The organism is Bradyrhizobium sp. USDA 4461 (assembly GCF_054055655.1).
Window position 1 is genome coordinate 6,238,444 of the sequence record NZ_JBSRXM010000001.1, and the last position, 16,330, is coordinate 6,254,773.

Below are 16,330 nucleotides of genomic sequence, written 5' to 3' on the forward strand. Positions count from 1 at the left end.
AAGCCGGGTGCCGATCGCACCCATGGGCCCCGAGCAATGGGTAGAAAGCTCGGGGGTAGGACCACAGGTGTAACCGGAGCAATCCGGCTTTCCCTGCGCGATGGGTTACGGCTTATACGTGCTCTCCCCGGCGAGACTGGGCTTGTTTGTCACCGTCTTCACAACGCGCATTTGCGCAATCGGAAGAGACACCTACCGCTAGGGCGTCAGGCCTGCACGATTTCGCCGTCCGCCTCATGCGCACTCGTCAGTTGCGCAATCGGCGTCCACCGCATCTCGACCCGCGTTCGTGACGACCGCGAAGCGCCCCTCGATCGGGTGAGACGGGGAATTCATACATTGAGTTGCTCTTCGGATAAAGCGAAATATTTTCGTCGGGGGGCTTGCGCCGTCGGGCAACTCAGATGTAAGGGCCCGCGGCTCTCTCCCCTCGTCATTCCGGGGCGTGCGAAGCACGAGCCCGGAATCCATTGGGCCGCATCACGTGTGGTGAAATGGATTCCGGGTTCTCGCTTCGCGAGCCCCGGAATGACGAAGGAGGTTGCGGCTTGTGACGTCGGGCAACTCAGTGGCGCGCGCGCAAGGGGACGTTGCTCGCCGATGCAGAGGAGATAACCGAAATTCCTCGCTCACCGCCCGCGGCATTCAATCCTTCGGTCCACCGCTCGAACACGCGACGTAATTCGGGACGCCTGGATTCCGGTGTTCGCGAGCGTTGCGTAGTTCATCTGCATATTCCTTCACTGTCGCACGCGGCTTTGCGAGATAGGTCATCACGCCTGGCTCGAAACTATGGAATATCTTCTCTGTCGAAATGGTCTAGCTTGCTTGCACTGCAAGAGCGCGGTCGCAAGCGTGATCTTCGACCGTTGCGTAATGGGACGTGGTTATGTCAGTCGAGTCGATCGAAACCGTCGTTGATGTTCAGGCCGCTGACAAGGACAGAAGCAAGACGCTACGCTCTTACGCCGCCAGGCTGCCGTGGATCGTTATCATCCAGATGCTGGTGGTCGCCGCGATCCTGCTGGCCGTGCAGGTCGCGGTCGATAGCGGTGCAGTGAAACGAATCTATCTGGCGTCACCGACGCAGATTCTTGGCGCTTTCCCTCAGCTCTTCACCAGGGAGAATTTGCTGTTTCATCTTTCGGTGACCCTCGCCGAGGCCGGCGTCGGCGTGGCGCTGAGCGCGATCCTCGGGATCGCGACCGGCATCGCCATGGCCCTGTTCCCGAAGGTGCACCGGTTTCTCAACCCGTTCCTGATCTGGTTCATGGCGATCCCGAAGGTCACCATCATTCCGCTTCTCACGCTCTATCTGGGCCTCGGCTTCGAACACAAGGTGTTCATCATCTTCCTGTTTTGCTACTTCCTGTTCGTCTTCAACACCATTGCCGGCATCAAGCAGGTTCAGGACAACCATATCAAGGTCGCGCGGGCGCTCGGCGCGAGCCAGCGTCAGATCATCTGGAAGGTGGTGCTGCCGTCCGCCACGCCGTCGATCGTGGCCGCGGTGCGCATCGAGGCGGCGACCTGCCTGCTTGCGACTCTCTTTGCCGAGATCGTCGCCTCCAAGGCCGGCGTCGGCAACCTGCTCAACAAGCTGTCGGGCATCTACGACACCGCCGGTGTCTTCGCCCTCGTCATTCTCGTCACGTCGATCGCATTGCTGATCATCTATCTGGTTGATCTGCTCGAGCGGCGCGTCTTGCTCAGGTGGAAATACGTCTGACCGATCCCGGTTCCGCGTCTTCCCGTCACAGTTCGTTTCGAAGGGATCGATCATGCTCTCAACAGCCCTACCGGCTCGTCTGCTCGTCTTGACCGCACTTGCGCTCGGCTTCGCCGCGGCGGCCGGTGCGCAGGAGGAGAAAACCCTCAAACTGCAGGACACCACAAGCTATACGCAGCAGCCGATCGTGTTCGGCGTGGAGAAGGGGTTCTTCGCCGAGGAAGGCCTGAACGTCGAATTCGTCGGGACGCAGGATCCGGTCACGGCCACCTCGCGCGGCGACGTGACCTTCGCCTTCGGGCCGACCAGCGTCTATCTGCGTGCTGCCGCCCTGGGAGCGCCGATCAAGATCGTCGCCGCCGCGTTCCGTTCGAAAGGGCCGTATTTCCTGATCGCGCGCAAAGGCATCAAGTCGTTTGCGGACCTGAAGGGCAAGACGATCGGCGTCGGACCCGACACCAGCGGCAACCTCGCGTCGGTCGCGCGTTATCTGCTGCGGGCCGAAGGCATCGATCCCGACCGCGACGTGACATTGTTTGCCGCCGGTGCCACCGAAAAGGCCTACGGCGCGCTGGAGACCGGCCAGGTCGACGCCACCATCATCCATCAGCCCTTCGCGGCGCTCGGGGAGATCGAGGGAGTCTCGACCACGCTGGCGCGGGCCTGGGATTATCTGCCGACCTATCACACCGGCGTCCTGATCGCGGGCGACGCGGTGATCGCGAACGATCCCGATCTGCTGCGGCGCGGCCTACGGGCCTACTTCAAGTCCTATACCTACGCCAAGGCGCACTACGACGAATACCTGCCCTGGCTGCAGGCCCGCCTGAAGATCAATCCGGAGGCGGTGAAGCGCGCCATCTATCAGGAGGACGACGTCTGGGACGCCAATCCGGCGATCGATCCGAAGGCGATCCACGACACCCAGCAGCTCGAGATCGATGTCGGCAACCAGAAGGAGTTCTACGACGCCGCCAAATACATCGATGAGCGCTTCATTCCCCAGGAGTACGTGAAGCCGTTCGTCTATCCCGGGCGCAAGACGCAGTGAGCGAGAGCAAGCAGGAGCGCGAGGGCATGCCTGCCTTCACCATCAGGTCGCTCGACAAGATCTATCCCGGCACGCCGCCGGTGCGTGCGCTCAGCAACATCAGCTTCTCGGTCGAGGAGGGCGAGTTCGTCGTGCTGCTCGGACCCAGCGGCTGCGGCAAGAGCACGCTGCTGGAAATCCTCGCCGGGTTGCAGCAGCCGAGCGGCGGCTCGGTGCTGTTTCGCAACAAGCCGATCGACGGCCCCGGCGGAGAGCTCGGCGTCGTATTCCAGGATGCCTCGCTCTATCCGTGGCGAACGGTTGCGGCCAATGTCGGCCTCGGGCTCGAATTACGCGGCGTGGACAAGCAGCAAGCCCGGCGTTTGGTCGATGAGCATCTGGCGCTGGTGGGGCTCGATGGCTTCGGCGGCAAATTCCCGCACCAGATCTCCGGGGGCATGAAGCAGCGCGCCGGCATCGCGCGTGCGCTCGTCAATGATCCCGACGTCATCCTGATGGATGAACCGTTCGGCGCGGTCGACTACGTCACCCGCAACAGGCTGCAGGAAGACCTGATCCGAATCTGGCAGCAGCGCCGCAAGACCATCGTGTTCGTGACGCACGACGTCGGCGAAGCGGTGTTCCTTGCCGATCGCATCGTGCTGCTGTCACCGCGGCCCGGACGGATCGCCGAGATCGTCACCCTCGAGCTGCCGCGCCCGCGTCGGCGGGGCGACATCGAGCTTCTGCAACGCGAAGCCCGGATCTACGAGGCACTCCGCGCGCTGGAGCCAGCGGCGACTGCAACCGTGGCCTGACTGAACGGAGACCAACATGGCCAAACCGCTCCACCTCGGCTTTCTCTATGCGCCGCAATCCGGCCAGCAGACGCATGACGAAAGCTTCGATCCGCTGAATCCCGTCCACCTGACCAGTCTTGCGCGCGACCTGGAGGAGGCCGGCTTTGGCTTCCTCCTGATCGACGACAGCGTCGGCGATGCCGCGCCTGCCCGCAGCGAAGCGTTCACGACGGCGTCCTTTCTCGCGACCAGGACGCGCCGTATCGGTCTGATCGCGGCGGCCAACACCAGCTATGTCGAGCCGTATAATGTGACGCGGCTCGCCGCCTCGCTCGATCATGTCACGCATGGGCGGGCCGGCTGGCTGGTCTCGACCGGCGCGGTCGATCCTGCCGGCGCCAATTACGGGCAGGCCGCGGTTGCGCCTGACCTCCACTATGCGCGTGCCGGCGAGATCCTCGATATCGCGCGCCGGCTCTGGGATAGCTGGGAGGACGATGCCTTTGTTCGCGACAAGCACAGCGGCGTGTTCGTCGATGGCAGCAAGATCCATCCGATCGATCACGCCGGGCCTTCGTTCAGGGTCAAGGGACCGCTGAACGTCGCACGGCCGCCTCAGGGCCAGGTCATCGTCGCTCACCGCGTGGTGGACAAGCGGTCGGCGGAGTTCGCGGGTCGGCACGCCGACATCGCCATCCTCGGGGCCGGGACGGAGGGCGATGTCGTCGCCTTGCGTGACGGCGTGCTCGCGGCTGCGCGGGCCGCGCAGCGCGATGAGCGCGTGCGCCTGTTTGCGGAGATCGTGCCGTTCATCGGGCTGGACCATACGGCAGCCGCGCCAGGGACGTCCGCCCTCAATCATCTGTCGGGCACCCCGTCGGAGATCTCTGACCGGATCGAGTCGCTGGCGAATGCCGTGACGCTGGATGGCCTGCTGGTGGCGCCTCGGGTTGTCGGCCGCGGCCTCGATGCCTTTGCCCGCGATGTCGTCCCGGAACTGGTGCGGCGGCAGCGGCTGCGGTCCGGCGACGGACCGGCCAGCCTGCGCGACAGGCTCGGCCTGGCCCGGCCGCGCAATGTCTTCGAACAGCAAGCACCACGGCCGGCCAGCACGGCTGCCTGAACCATCCTGCGAGCGTTTCATCATGTCCAAGCGAGAATTGCATTTCGGCTTGATGTTCTGGGCCGGTGGCACACACCCGAGCGGCTGGCGCTATCCGTCCTCGCATGCAGGCGCCGCCTTCGACATCGAGTTCCTGCAGCGGGTCACCCGGCTTGTGGAGGCGGCCAAGTTCGACTTCCTGTTCCTTGGCGATCGGCTCGCGAGCGATCCGAGCCTGCAAACCACCAATCCCTCGCAGATGTCGCGCCTCGAGCCGTTCGTGTCCGGCGCGAGCCTGGCGGCCGCGACCAGCCATATCGGCATCGTCGTCACGGCCAATCCGACCTATTACGATCCGTACAATCTCGCGCGGATGCTGGCGTCGCTGGATCATTTGAGCCAGGGCCGCGCGTCATGGAATCTGGTGACCGGCGCCGATGAGATCGCCGCGGGCAATTTCTCCCGCCAGGCCCATTGGGACACTGAGCGGCGCTACGACTGGGCGGACGAATTCGTCGCCGTGGTGCGGGGGCTCTGGGATAGCGATGCGATCACGCCGCTGCATCACAGGGGGCGCTATTTCGACGTCGCCGGGCCGCTGAATGTCCGGCGCCCGCCGCAGGGCCACCCGGTGATCCTGCATGCCGGCACCTCGGACCGTTCGCGCGAGCTCGGCGCGCGCGATGCCGATGTCATCTTCGCCGGCCAGGCGACGATCGAGAGCGCGAAGGCGTACTACGCGGACGTCAAATCCAGGGCCGGCAAATACGGCAGGCGCGATGCCGACATCGCGATCCTGCCCGGGCTCACTCCCGTCGTCGCGGAGACCACCGAGAAGGCCGTCGCGATCTTCGACCACCTCAATTCCTTTGTCGCGCTGGAGCCCGAGGGCGATGGCGGCGAGGCCAGCCGCTACGGATCCCTCGGCAGGATGGGCAAGCGCCGCAACCTCACCGCGGTGTCGGCCGCGATCGGCGTCGACGTTTCCGGTCAGGACCGGGATGCGCCGGTCGATCCCGCGGTGCTGGCGGAGGCTAATGAAAACGGCCGGCGGCTGTTTGCCGATGTCACGCGGCTCACCCGCCGCGACGTCAAAGGTCCCAACCGTCTGACCTATCGCGATCTCATCGTCGGACACATCAGCACCGGCGCGGTCGTGGTCGGCAATCCGAGGGAGGTCGCCGATCACATTCAGTTCTGGTTCGATGAACGGGCGGCCGACGGCTTCAATATCTTCCCGCCTTATGTGCCGGAATCCGTCGAGGCCTTCACCAGCCTGGTCGTCCCCGAATTGCAGCGGCGCGGCCTCTACCGGACCGAATATTCCGGTTCGACCTTTCGCGATCATCTCGGCCTGGCCAAGCCGGCGTCGGTTCTCTCCAACGGCTCCAGCCTGCAGGGCTGACGCGCATTGCAGGAGCTCCGCGGGGTTCGCTCCCGCGCCACGTCGCGTTTGACAAGGCCTTCCGCGAGGCGGTGAACGTCTCCGCCGTCGCCCGAGCAGGGCCGGGATCACGCGAAGATCGCCTCAATTGACCCCGATCCGCCCCATACTGGGACCGGTTCATCCGGCATCGGCCCATGCCTGCGGCTTGTCTCCGTACTTATACGGACACGAAAGTGGCGGATTGGCAGCCCGGACTCGGCTAAGCAAAGGGGTAAGCCACCCGATATTGCCCCGGCGCCGACGTCCTTTCTGACACTGTTTTCCTTTTCCATTTTCCGGTGCAGCGGCTCGCGATGAGTCGGTCGGGATGAGTTTGTCGGGCCGCCTGGCGGCCGGGTTGATGCCTCCGGTCGTGGTGCTGCTGCTCGCGCCGGGCTTCATCCATGCCGTCACCTCGTCGGGCATCCTGCTCGCGGGTGGCGTGGTTGCGGTGGTATTGATGAGTGCTGAGGGGATTGCCAGGCCAACGTCCGAGCCGCTCGCCCAGATGACACGGGCGGCGGAGACGCTGTCGCGCGGCGAGCCGGCGCCGGTCCGCCCTGATGGCAATCCCGAAGCCGCGCGGCTCGCCGCGACGCTGGCCGAGTTGTCGGCGCAATTGGGCAGCAGGCAGAACCTGCTGGAGAAGACCATCGAGAGCATCCGCGATCCGGTGGTGGTGGTCGAGCAGCATGGGGTGGTCGTGATCGCCAACGCCGCGGCGCGGCGGCTGTACAAAGTCGACCCCGGCTTCGACACCCTGACCGGGGTTCGCAGCTTCCAGAACTATTATCCCGACGGCACGACCGTGATGCCGATCTCGGAGACGCCGGTGGCGCGCGCGTTGCGCGGCGATGACGTCGACGATTTCGAGCTGATCGTCAGACCGCTGTCGCCGGATCCGGAGGTCTGCATCGTCGCCAACGCCAGGCCGCTGCGCGACGACGCCGGCAGGTTGCGCGGCGCGGTGGCCGTGCTGCACGATGTGACCGCGCAACGGCGGGCGCATCAGGCGCTGGTCGACAGCGAGCAGATGGCACAGGCCATCATCAGGACCGCGCTCGACGCCTTCGTCCAGACCGACCAGGACGGCATCGTGCTCGACTGGAGTCCGCAGGCCGAGGCACTGACCGGCTGGACGCGGACCGAGACGCTCGGCTGCCGGGTGGTGGAGCTGGTGTTTCCGGAGGAGCTTCGGGATGCGCACAGGCAGCGGATCGCCCGATTCCTGCAGGAGACCGCCGGCGGCGGCATGGGGATGCGGTACGAGTCCGAATCCGTGCACCGCGACGGCCACCGGTTCTTCGTCGAGGTGTCGCTCAATGCGCTCAGGCGCGGCGACGGTTACGTCATCAATGCCTTCGTCCGGGACATCACCCAGCGCCGGATCGCCGAGGAGCAGCTGATCCAGGCGCAGCGAACCGAATCGCTCGGGCGGCTGACCGGCGGCATCGCGCACGACTTCAACAACATGCTGACCGTGATCACCGGCACGGTCGAGATCCTTGCCGACGGCGTCAAGGACAACCCGCAGCTTGCCGCGATCGCCAAGCTGATCAGCGATGCCGCCGATCGCGGCGCGCAGCTCACCACGAGCCTGTTGGCATTCGCGCGCAAGCAGCCGCTGCAGCCCGCGGAGACCGACGTCAACGACCTGATCGGCGAGGTGGTGCGGTTGCTATCGCAGACGCTCGGCTCGCAGACCGAGATCAGGACCGAGCTTGGCCGCGGCGCCTGGCTCGCCTTTGTCGACCGCAGCCAGCTCGGTGCTGCGCTGGTCAATCTCGCCATCAATGCGCGCGATGCCATGCCCGAGGGCGGCACGCTGACCTTTGCGACCCGCAACGTCCAGCTCGGCGTTCCCGACGCCGTGGCGCGCGGGGTCGAGCGCGCCGGCGACCATCTCGTGATCGAGGTGAGCGACACCGGCACCGGGATTTCGCCGTCGCATCTGGAGAAGATCTTCGATCCGTTCTTCTCCACCAAGGAGGTCGGGCAGGGCACCGGACTCGGGCTCAGCATGGTGTTCGGCTTCGTCAAGCAGAGCGGCGGCGGCATCGAGGTCAAGAGCGAGCCCGGACGCGGCGCGATCTTCAGGATCTATCTGCCCAAGGCCGACGGCGCCGCGCAGCGCGCAGCCGAAGAGGACGATCAGCCGGTCAGGGGCGGCAGCGAGACCATCCTGTGCGTCGAGGACGATCCCACGATCCGCGCCTACGTCACCGAGCAGCTCGAAGGCCTCGGTTACAAGGTGCTGGTGGCGGCCAACGCGGACGCCGCGCTCGAGATCGTCGGCTCCGGCACCGCGTTCGATCTTTTGTTCACCGACATCGTGATGCCCGGCAGCATGAACGGCCGGCAATTGGCCGATACGCTGATGGCCGGGCGTCCGGCGCTGCGGGTGCTGTTCACCTCGGGCTACAGCGACGGCGTGCTGCCGGCACAGCAGGGGCGCAGCGGCCACGGCATCCCGCTCCTCACCAAGCCGTATCGGCGCAGCGAGCTGGCGCGAATGCTGCGGCGCTGCCTCGATCTTCAGATCGACTTCCAGGGCGATCCGGTTCCGCAGCCTTACTCCGTGCAGCCCGATCTCGAACGCTTCCTGCGCGAGAATCCGCCTGACAAGACGTAGCGCGCCCAGGCTGCTATGCTCCTGCAACAACGGCGCGGCCGGTCAACGGCCCGATTCTGGGGAGCATGGAATGCAGGACCGCAAATGGTCGAGACGCGACTGGCTCAAGGTGACGGCAGCGACCGCGGCCGGCATGGTGTTCGCCGAACCCTTACGGGCGGCGGCGCCGCCGGCGGAGGCGGTGACGCCGGACCTGATCGCGGCGGCCAAGAAGGAAGGCAAGATCTCGTTCTACAGCGCGCTGGAATTGAACACCGCCGAGCGGCTCGCGCGCGACTTCGAGCAGAAATATCCCGGGATCAGCATCCGCGTCGAACGTTCCGGCGCCGAGCGGATCTTCCAGCGCATCGCGCAGGAGCAGGGCAGCGGCATCCATGCCGTCGACGTCGCCAACTCGACCGATCCCGCGCATTATCTCGACTGGAAGAAGAACGACTGGCTCGCCGCCTATCTGCCGGAAGAGGTCGCCAGGAATTTTCCCGCCGACCAGATCGATCCGGACGGCACGTCCGCGACGTCCTGCGCCTGGTTCGAGGTGATCGGCTACAACACCGAGCAGGTCAGGCGCGAGGAGGCGCCGAAGAGCTACGCCGATTTGCTCGATCCCAAATGGCGCGGCAAGATCGTCAAGGGTCACCCGGGCTACTCCGGCGCGATCATGACCGCGACCTTCGTGCTGGCGCGCGATCTCGGCTGGCCGTATCTGGAGAAGCTTTCGCAGCAGCGGGTGATGCAGGTGCAGTCGGCGGCCGATCCGCCGAAGAAGATCCTGCTCGGCGAGCGCGCGGTCATGGCCGACGGCAACGACTACAACCTCGTGCTGGCCAAGGACCAGGGCAAGCCGGTCGAGGTGGTCTATCCGGCCGAGGGCGCGCCGCTGATCATCGTGCCGAGCGGCATCTTCAAGAACGCGCCGAACCCGAACGCGGCGCGGCTGTTCCAGAGCTTCGTCTTCAGCGCCGAGACCCAGCAGATGCTGGCCGACGAGTTCGCGCACCGCTCGTTCCACGGCAAGGTGAAGGAGAAGGCGGGCCACGTGCCGCTCGACAAATTGAAGATGCTGAAGGCCGATCCGGCCCAGGTGCAGGCGCAGAGCGAGGCGATCAAGGCACGCTACGCGAAGCTGTTCAGGGTGTAGACGTTAGGCGTCGCATCGTCGTCCCGGCGGATGCCAGGGCAACGGTGCGGTGACTGCGGTCGGCTAGCCTCCGACTTCCGCGCTGAGCATGGGCCCGAACAACTCCCAGCGCTCGCCTTTGAGCCGTCGGAGCTGCATCTGCTTGATCGGCGCGAAATCGATCGGGCTGGTGTTGATGGTGATTCCCGGCAGCAGGTTGTTGGTGCGGAAAGCCCTGAGGTTCGCGGCCTGTCTCATCACGTTCGCCCGCGTGAGATCGTCGCCGCACTGCTTCAGTACCTGGACCAGGGTCTGAGCGGAATTGTAACCCGTCACCACCAGGCCGTCGGCCCGATTGCCTTCGGGGAAGTACTTAGCGAGATATTCGTCGAAGGCCTTCATGCCGGGATCGTCCTTCCATTGCGGGTCGAGCGGATCCATCAGATAGGCCACCGAGATGATGCCTTGCGCGTTCTCGAAGCCCGCAGGCTGGATCACGGCGCCGATCGAGGAGGCGACCAAATTGAGGATGTGCAATGGCTTCCAGCCGATCTCGGCCGTCTTCTTGATGGCCTGCGCCGCGAATTTCGGCGTGGCGATGTCGACGAACACATCGGCATTCAGCGATTTCATCTTGACGATGTGCGTGTCGATGGTCGGCTCGGCGACCTCATACGCATCCTCGACAACGATCATCGATGCCGCCTTGTCGCCGAGGCCGTCCTTCAGCCCCTTGAGGTAGTCCTTGCCGTAATCGTCGTTCTGGTAGAGCACGGCGATCCTGCCGTTCGGCTTTTCCTTCAAGATGTGCTTGGCGTAGATCCGGCCCTCGCTCTGATAGCTGGGCTGCCAGCCCATGGTCCACGGAAAGTTCTGCGGATCATTCCATTTGGTCGCACCGGTCTGAATGAACAGCTGCGGCACCTTCTTCGTGTTCATGTATTTCTGAATGGCGCCGTTGGGCGCCGTGCCGAGCGCGGCGAAGATCAGCAGGACTTCGTCGCCCTCGACCAGCTTGCGCGCCTGCTCGACCGTTTTCGGCGGGCTGTAGCCGTCATCATAGGAGATGAAATTGATCTTGCGGCCATTGATGCCGCCTTCGGCATTGATCTTGCGGAAATAGGCCGCCTGAGCCCGGCCGCTGGTGCCATAGGCGGATGCCGGCCCGCTGTACGGCATGATGTTGCCGATCTTGATTTCGGTATCGGTTGCGCCGGTGTCGTATTTCTTCTGGGCAAATGCGCTGCCGGAACAGACGGCGAGAATAATGATGGCGGTCGAAACCGCCGCCATTCGCCGAGCGACGAAGGACATCTCGTTTCTCCCAAATGCAAAATGAGCGTGTCTGTTTTATCGCGGCCGCTTTCGGGGCCTTGCCGTTGAGTGAACACCCGGCACCGATCATTGTCGATTCCGAACGTCAAAGCGTGCGTGCCGCGTCGCATCACGTCGCGCAGTTTGTCAGTGTTGCTGACCGTAATCTTCCGGGTGGCTATGCCGCACGCATCGTGCGCTGGGCGCGATAGGCCTGCGGCGACAGCAGCGTCAGCTTGCGGAAGGCCTTGCGAAAGCTGCTCTCGTCCTCGTAGCCGGTGGCGCGGGCGATCGTCTTGATCGGTTGGGTCGTGGTCTCCAAGAGCGTGCGGGCGTGCTCGACGCGGCGGCGCATGATGAAGGCCTGCGGGGGCTCGTGGGTCAATTCGCGGAAGCGGCGGTTCAGCGTGCGCTCGCTCAGGCCCAGCGCATGTGCGAGGCTGCGCACCGTGACCGGCGTCCTGCCGGTGCGGCGCACCAGCATGTCCGCCTTGATCAGTAGCGGGTCCTGCCCGAACATGTAGCCGAGCGGCATGAAGATCGCCTGGGTGCGCTGTGCGGTGTCGATCACCGCATAGTCGGCGCAGACCTTTGCGACCTCCGCGCCTTCGACCAGCTCGATCAGCCGCAGCAGCAGATCGACCCATGACATCGGGCCGGCGGCGCAGACCAGGCGGTCGGCCTGGGTGATGACGGCATCGCTGGCGAGGTCGACCTTGGGATGGCGGCGGCGCAGCTCGCTTTGCAGCCACCAGGTGATGGTGGCGCGGCGGCCGTCGAGCAGGCCGGCATTGGCGAGCAGCAGCACGCCGCTGCAGAAGGCGCCGATCAGCCGGCCGCTCGCGTGCTGCCGGCGCAGCCAGGCGCCGGCGCGGTCATATTGCGATTGCAGGCGCTCGGCGGTCAGGTGGTCGACGAGGCTGCCCGGCACGATGACCGCGTCGCAGCCGGTGCGGCTGCCGACGGCGCCATCGACCGCGAGCAGCTTGCCGCCGCCGGCGCGCACTGCCTTGCCGTCGAGCGAGAGCGTCTGCCAGCTGAAGCGCGCGTTGCCGCCGCGCAGCTGCATCACATGGTTGGCGAGGGTGAGGATGTCGGCGATGCCGGCGACCGCCGATTGCATACAGCCTTCCAGCGCAAGGATCGCAAGTTTCATGGGGCCTCCAGACGTTGCCGTCATCCTATCCGATCGGGGCGAGCGGGCCAGTGGCAGATATTGCCCGATCTCTGTCCGATCGGCCACTGCCTGATTAGGCCATGGCGGTCCATCTTCGCGATCGTTGTCACCACCTCAGCAATGGAGAGAGACCATGCCTTACGTCACCATTTCCACCGTCCGCGGCATCTTCGACGTCGCGCAGAAGCGCGCGATGCTCGAGCGCGTCACCGATCTCATGGTCGAGATCGAGGGCCAGGGTAATCCCGATTTCCGCCGCAACGTCTGGGTCAAGATCGAGGAGGGCGAGCCGGCGAGCTGGTCGCTCGGCGGCATGATCCCGTCGCCGGACCTGATCGCGGGCAATTTCGGGCCGCTTGACGCCGGCGGGCGGCGGATTGCGAAAGCGAAGGTGTAACCGACCGCGACGACGACAAAAGGCGCTTCCACCGGAAGCGCCTTTTGCACGCACGATTGGAAAGGTCGGCGCAGATACGTCAGGCGGCGATCGCGGCGGCGGCGCGTTCGGCGATCAGGATCGTGGGCGTCTGGATGTTGCCCGAGATCATGATCGGGATCACCGAGGCGTCGGCGACGCGGAGGCCGTCGAGGCCGTGCACCTTGAAGCTTGTGGGATCGACCACTGCCATCCCGTCGTTGCCCATGCGGCAGGTCGAGGACGCATGGTACAGCGTCGTGCAATGGCCGCGGACGTAGTCGGCGATGTCGGCGTCGCCGGTCGCCTCCACGCTCGGCGTGATCTCGCCCTCGATCAGCTCTTTCAGCGGCGACTGCGCCGCGATACGGCGGTTGATCCGCACGCCTTCGACCAGCGTTGCGATGTCACTGCCGCTCGGATCGGACGAGAAATAGCGCGGGTCGATCGCCGGATTTTCCAGCGGATCGGCCGAGCGCAGGGTCAATTCGCCGCGGCTGTTCGGCCGCTGCAAGGTCGAATGCAGGGTGATGCCCGGCTTCGAGGACAGGAAGCGCACATAGTCGCGGTGCGGGCTGATGGCGCCGTAGAGCTGCAGATCGGGCTCGACATCGGGGCGGCTGCGGACATGGGCGCCGGCGGCGACCCAGGGCGAGGAGCGGGGACCGCTGCGGCCGTCCTGCCATTCCTTCAGGCTGGCCTCCAGGCTCTCGTCGGTCCAGGCGCCGACGCCGATCTTCTCTTTGGTGTAGAAGGTGATGGGGATGTTGATGTGGTCCTGCAGATCCTTGCCGACGCCGGGCAGATCGTGCACCGGCGTCACGCCGACGGCCTTCAGCTCGTCGGCAGGACCGATGCCCGACAGCAGCAATTGCTGCGCGGAGCCGATCGCGCCTGACGACATCACGACATCGCCGGCCGCGTGTGCGGTCTTGAGCTGGCCGTTCTCGAGATAGTCGACCCCGGTGGCGCGGCCCTTCTCGACGATCACGCGGATCACGCGGACGCCGGTCCTGACCGTCAGATTCGGCCGTTCCAATGCGGGACGCAGATAGGCCTTGCCGGTGCCGAACCGCTCGCCCTGCTTGATCACGAACTGGAAGAAGCCGGCGCCTTCCTGGCTCGCGCCGTTGAAGTCGCGATTGTGCGCATGACCGGCGGCGTTGGCCGCTTCCAGCCAGAGTTTTTCGTGGGGATCGACGAACGGAACATGGGCGACATACAGCGGGCCCTTGGTGCCGTGCAGCGGGCTGTCGGTGAAATCGCCATTGTTCTCGAAGGCGATGAAGTCAGGCAGCACGTTGCGCCAGCCCCAGCCGGTGCAGCCGGCCTTTTCCCAGCCATCATAATCGGAGGGCAGGCCGCGGATGTAGATCATTGCGTTCATCGCGCCAGAGCCGCCGACCATCTTGCCGCGCGGCCAGAACACCCGGCGGCCGCGACAGCCGGCCTGGGGCTCGGTGTAGAACCCCCAATCGACCGCGGTGTTGAACATCGTCGGCCAGTCCGAGGGGATGTCGGACGCCAGCGGCGCGGCGCGGCCCGCCTCCAGCACCAGCACCTTGCGGGCAGGATCGGCGGACAACCGATTGGCCAGCACGCAGCCGGCCGAACCTGCGCCCACGATGATCGTATCGTACATCTGTCACTCCATTGGTCACGCCGGCGTGTCGCCGGAGATTTCTGCCGTCATCGCGGGACCGCGCGAGCGCAGCCGGCGCAAGCGGTCCCAGATGCTCTCAAACAAGCCGATCAGGCCGTTCGGCATCAGCACCATGACAGCGGCGATGATGATGCCGAGCCCGAGCGAGCGGAATTCGCCGATCTCGCGCATCGCCTCGTCGGCGGCGACCAGCACGATGGCGCCGACCAGCGGCCCCCAGAGACGGCCGATGCCGCCCACCACCACCATCGCGATGATGAAGAACAGCTGCGAGAACGACAGCACGCCGGGGCCGATCGCATTGAAATGCGCGGCATAGAGCCCGCCGGCGAGCCCGGTGAAGAACGCCGACAGGCCGAACACCAGCAATTGCATCTGGAAGCGGCTGATGCCGCGGGCCATGGCGCAGCCGGGATTGTCGCGCAGCGCGCGGAAGGCAAGCCCGATCGGGCCGCGGATGATGGCCCAAGTGAACAGCATCGTGATCGCGAAGAGCGCCACCACCAGCGCGTAGTCCGCGACCAGGAACTTGGCCTTGAACATCGCGCGGGTGCCGAGATCGCCGAAGCGCGCGAAGCCGACCGCGCCGCCGGTGAGTTGCCGGCACTGGGTGCCGACCATCACGAAGCAGTCGGTGTCGGTGACGATCAACAGATACATCACCTGCGCGACCGCGAGCGTCAGCAGCGCGGTATAGGCGCCGCTGAGGCGCAGGCAAGCCGCACCGATCACCAGGCTGAACAGCACGGTCGCGATCGCCGCGAGCGGCATCGCAGCCCAGACGTTGAGACCGAAATAGAAGCACAGCATCGCGGTGGCGTAGCCGCCGAAGCCGAACAGCGCCATCTGCGCCAGCGAGAACACGCCGGAGAAGCCGAACAGCAGGTTCCACTGCGAGGCGACGATCGCATAAAACAGGCCGAGCGTGACCTGGCCGATCACGTAGCGGCTGTCGACATAGAACGGCAACGCAACCGCCGCGGCGAGCACGACGAGACCGATCAGGAGGTTGGCGAGATCACTGCGTTTCACATCGGCCTCACAGACGCCGCACTTCGACCCGGCCGAACAGCCCGCCGGGCCGGCGGATCAGCACCAGGATCACGATCGCCAGCAGCGCCGGAAAACCCCAGCGCGCGCCGGCCAGGAACTGGACCAGCGCCTCGACGATGGCGAGGCCGAACGAGGTGATGATCGCGCCGGGCAGGTTGCCGAGCCCCGCCACCACGCACATGATGAAGGCCTTCAGCATCGGATCGGCGCCGAGCGAGGGCGAGAGCTGGGTGATCGACGACACCAGCACGCCGCAGACGCCGGCGAGCATGCCGGACAGGATCAGGACCTGGAGATAGACCCGTGCCACCGGCACGCCCATCAGCTTGGCGGCATCGGGGTTCTGCGCGGTGGCGCGAATGGCGCGCCCAGCTTTGGTACGGGTGAGAAACAGCGCGGTTGCGCCCATCAATGCGATGGCGCTGACGATGATGACGAGGTTCTGCCAGGGCAGCACGAAGCCGCCGAGATTGATCGATCCGCCGACCGAGAGCGGCTGCCCCAGCGGCTGGCCGCCATAGAGCCGCAGCACCGCATTCTCGAGCGTGAGCGCGACGCCGAAGGTCGCGATCATGATGGTGGTCTCGAAGGTCTCCGGGCTGCGGCGCGACAGCGGATAGGCGACCAGCATGAAGATCAGCGCGCCGATCACGCCGCCGACCGCGGCGGCGGCAAGCACCGCGAGCGGCACAGGCAAGCCAAGCTGGCTGGCGGCGGTGAACGCGGTGTAGCCGCCGAGCGTCAACAGCGTTCCGTGCGCCATATTGAGCATGCCGAGCGAGCCCCAGACCAGCGACAGGCCGAGCGTCGCCAGCGCGTACAGCGCGCCGGTGGTGATCCCGGAGACGATGACGGGTCCTATGATCTCCACG

13 protein-coding genes are annotated in these 16,330 nt (G+C 65.5%); 8 read left to right on the forward strand and 5 right to left on the reverse strand.

All coding sequences use genetic code 11. From position 1 onward, the window contains the following. Nucleotides 1-889 precede the first annotated feature (889 nt). The 7 genes from ACVINW_RS29290 (at nt 890) to ACVINW_RS29320 (ending at nt 9,857) form a co-directional block, all read left to right on the forward strand. Nucleotides 890-1,729 (forward strand): ABC transporter permease, encoded by an 840-nt coding sequence (locus ACVINW_RS29290; RefSeq protein WP_456754480.1) that lies wholly within the window; start codon nt 890-892, stop codon nt 1,727-1,729. A gap of 52 nt (nt 1,730-1,781) precedes the next feature. Beyond that, nucleotides 1,782-2,780 (forward strand): ABC transporter substrate-binding protein, encoded by a 999-nt coding sequence (locus ACVINW_RS29295; protein WP_456754481.1) that lies wholly within the window; start codon nt 1,782-1,784, stop codon nt 2,778-2,780. After that, nucleotides 2,777-3,577, forward strand: a complete 801-nt coding sequence (locus tag ACVINW_RS29300; protein ID WP_456754482.1) for an ABC transporter ATP-binding protein — start codon at nt 2,777-2,779, stop codon at nt 3,575-3,577. The genes ACVINW_RS29295 and ACVINW_RS29300 overlap by 4 nt, the downstream gene beginning before the upstream one ends. Before the next feature lie 16 nt (nt 3,578-3,593). Continuing rightward, nucleotides 3,594-4,682, forward strand: a complete 1,089-nt coding sequence (locus tag ACVINW_RS29305; protein WP_456754483.1) for an LLM class flavin-dependent oxidoreductase — start codon at nt 3,594-3,596, stop codon at nt 4,680-4,682. 22 nt (nt 4,683-4,704) lie between these two features. Continuing rightward, the gene (locus tag ACVINW_RS29310) at nt 4,705-6,066 is read left to right on the forward strand and encodes an LLM class flavin-dependent oxidoreductase (protein ID WP_456754484.1); all 1,362 of its coding nucleotides are present in this window, start codon (nt 4,705-4,707) and stop codon (nt 6,064-6,066) included. 349 nt (nt 6,067-6,415) lie between these two features. After that, nucleotides 6,416-8,719: a PAS domain S-box protein gene (locus tag ACVINW_RS29315; protein WP_456754485.1), complete on the forward strand. Its 2,304-nt coding sequence runs from the start codon at nt 6,416-6,418 to the stop codon at nt 8,717-8,719. 70 nt (nt 8,720-8,789) lie between these two features. Next, nucleotides 8,790-9,857, forward strand: coding sequence for an ABC transporter substrate-binding protein (locus ACVINW_RS29320; protein ID WP_456754486.1), 1,068 nt, complete (start codon nt 8,790-8,792; stop codon nt 9,855-9,857). 63 nt (nt 9,858-9,920) lie between these two features. On the opposite strand, the gene ACVINW_RS29325 is transcribed toward ACVINW_RS29320, so the two are convergent. Both ACVINW_RS29325 and ACVINW_RS29330 read right to left on the reverse strand, forming a co-directional pair. Beyond that, complete coding sequence (locus ACVINW_RS29325) at nt 9,921-11,150, reverse strand: ABC transporter substrate-binding protein (RefSeq protein WP_456754487.1); 1,230 nt, start codon at nt 11,148-11,150, stop codon at nt 9,921-9,923. Nucleotides 11,151-11,328: 178 nt separating this feature from the next. Beyond that, nucleotides 11,329-12,306, reverse strand: coding sequence for a GlxA family transcriptional regulator (locus ACVINW_RS29330; RefSeq protein ID WP_456754488.1), 978 nt, complete (start codon nt 12,304-12,306; stop codon nt 11,329-11,331). Between the two features lie 154 nt (nt 12,307-12,460). Between ACVINW_RS29330 and ACVINW_RS29335 the strand changes: the two genes are divergently transcribed. Further along, nucleotides 12,461-12,724, forward strand: a complete 264-nt coding sequence (locus ACVINW_RS29335) for a tautomerase family protein (RefSeq protein WP_456754489.1) — start codon at nt 12,461-12,463, stop codon at nt 12,722-12,724. A gap of 79 nt (nt 12,725-12,803) precedes the next feature. Here ACVINW_RS29335 and ACVINW_RS29340 read toward each other — a convergent pair whose 3' ends face one another. The 3 genes from ACVINW_RS29340 to ACVINW_RS29350 are packed head-to-tail and all read right to left on the reverse strand — an operon-like array spanning nt 12,804 to nt 16,329. Next, a complete protein-coding gene (locus ACVINW_RS29340; protein WP_456754490.1) occupies nt 12,804-14,384 on the reverse strand; it encodes a GMC family oxidoreductase in 1,581 nt (526 codons plus the stop codon). 15 nt (nt 14,385-14,399) lie between these two features. Next, nucleotides 14,400-15,437 (reverse strand): branched-chain amino acid ABC transporter permease, encoded by a 1,038-nt coding sequence (locus ACVINW_RS29345; RefSeq protein ID WP_456754491.1) that lies wholly within the window; start codon nt 15,435-15,437, stop codon nt 14,400-14,402. Between the two features lie 7 nt (nt 15,438-15,444). Continuing rightward, the gene (locus ACVINW_RS29350; protein ID WP_456754492.1) at nt 15,445-16,329 is read right to left on the reverse strand and encodes a branched-chain amino acid ABC transporter permease; all 885 of its coding nucleotides are present in this window, start codon (nt 16,327-16,329) and stop codon (nt 15,445-15,447) included. Nucleotide 16,330 lies beyond the last annotated feature (1 nt).

Excerpts from the sequence above, each read along its gene's own strand:
- ACVINW_RS29340 (WP_456754490.1), bottom strand. The coding sequence starts at position 14,384 with ATGTACGATACGATCATCGTGGGCGCAGGTTCGGCCGGCTGCGTGCTG.
- ACVINW_RS29295 (WP_456754481.1), top strand. The coding sequence starts at position 1,782 with ATGCTCTCAACAGCCCTACCGGCTCGTCTGCTCGTCTTGACCGCACTT.
- ACVINW_RS29310 (WP_456754484.1), top strand. The coding sequence starts at position 4,705 with ATGTCCAAGCGAGAATTGCATTTCGGCTTGATGTTCTGGGCCGGTGGC.
- ACVINW_RS29335 (WP_456754489.1), top strand. The coding sequence starts at position 12,461 with ATGCCTTACGTCACCATTTCCACCGTCCGCGGCATCTTCGACGTCGCG.
- ACVINW_RS29330 (WP_456754488.1), bottom strand. The coding sequence starts at position 12,306 with ATGAAACTTGCGATCCTTGCGCTGGAAGGCTGTATGCAATCGGCGGTC.
- ACVINW_RS29320 (WP_456754486.1), top strand. The coding sequence starts at position 8,790 with ATGCAGGACCGCAAATGGTCGAGACGCGACTGGCTCAAGGTGACGGCA.
- ACVINW_RS29325 (WP_456754487.1), bottom strand. The coding sequence starts at position 11,150 with ATGTCCTTCGTCGCTCGGCGAATGGCGGCGGTTTCGACCGCCATCATT.
- ACVINW_RS29305 (WP_456754483.1), top strand. The coding sequence starts at position 3,594 with ATGGCCAAACCGCTCCACCTCGGCTTTCTCTATGCGCCGCAATCCGGC.
- ACVINW_RS29315 (WP_456754485.1), top strand. The coding sequence starts at position 6,416 with ATGAGTTTGTCGGGCCGCCTGGCGGCCGGGTTGATGCCTCCGGTCGTG.
- ACVINW_RS29290 (WP_456754480.1), top strand. The coding sequence starts at position 890 with ATGTCAGTCGAGTCGATCGAAACCGTCGTTGATGTTCAGGCCGCTGAC.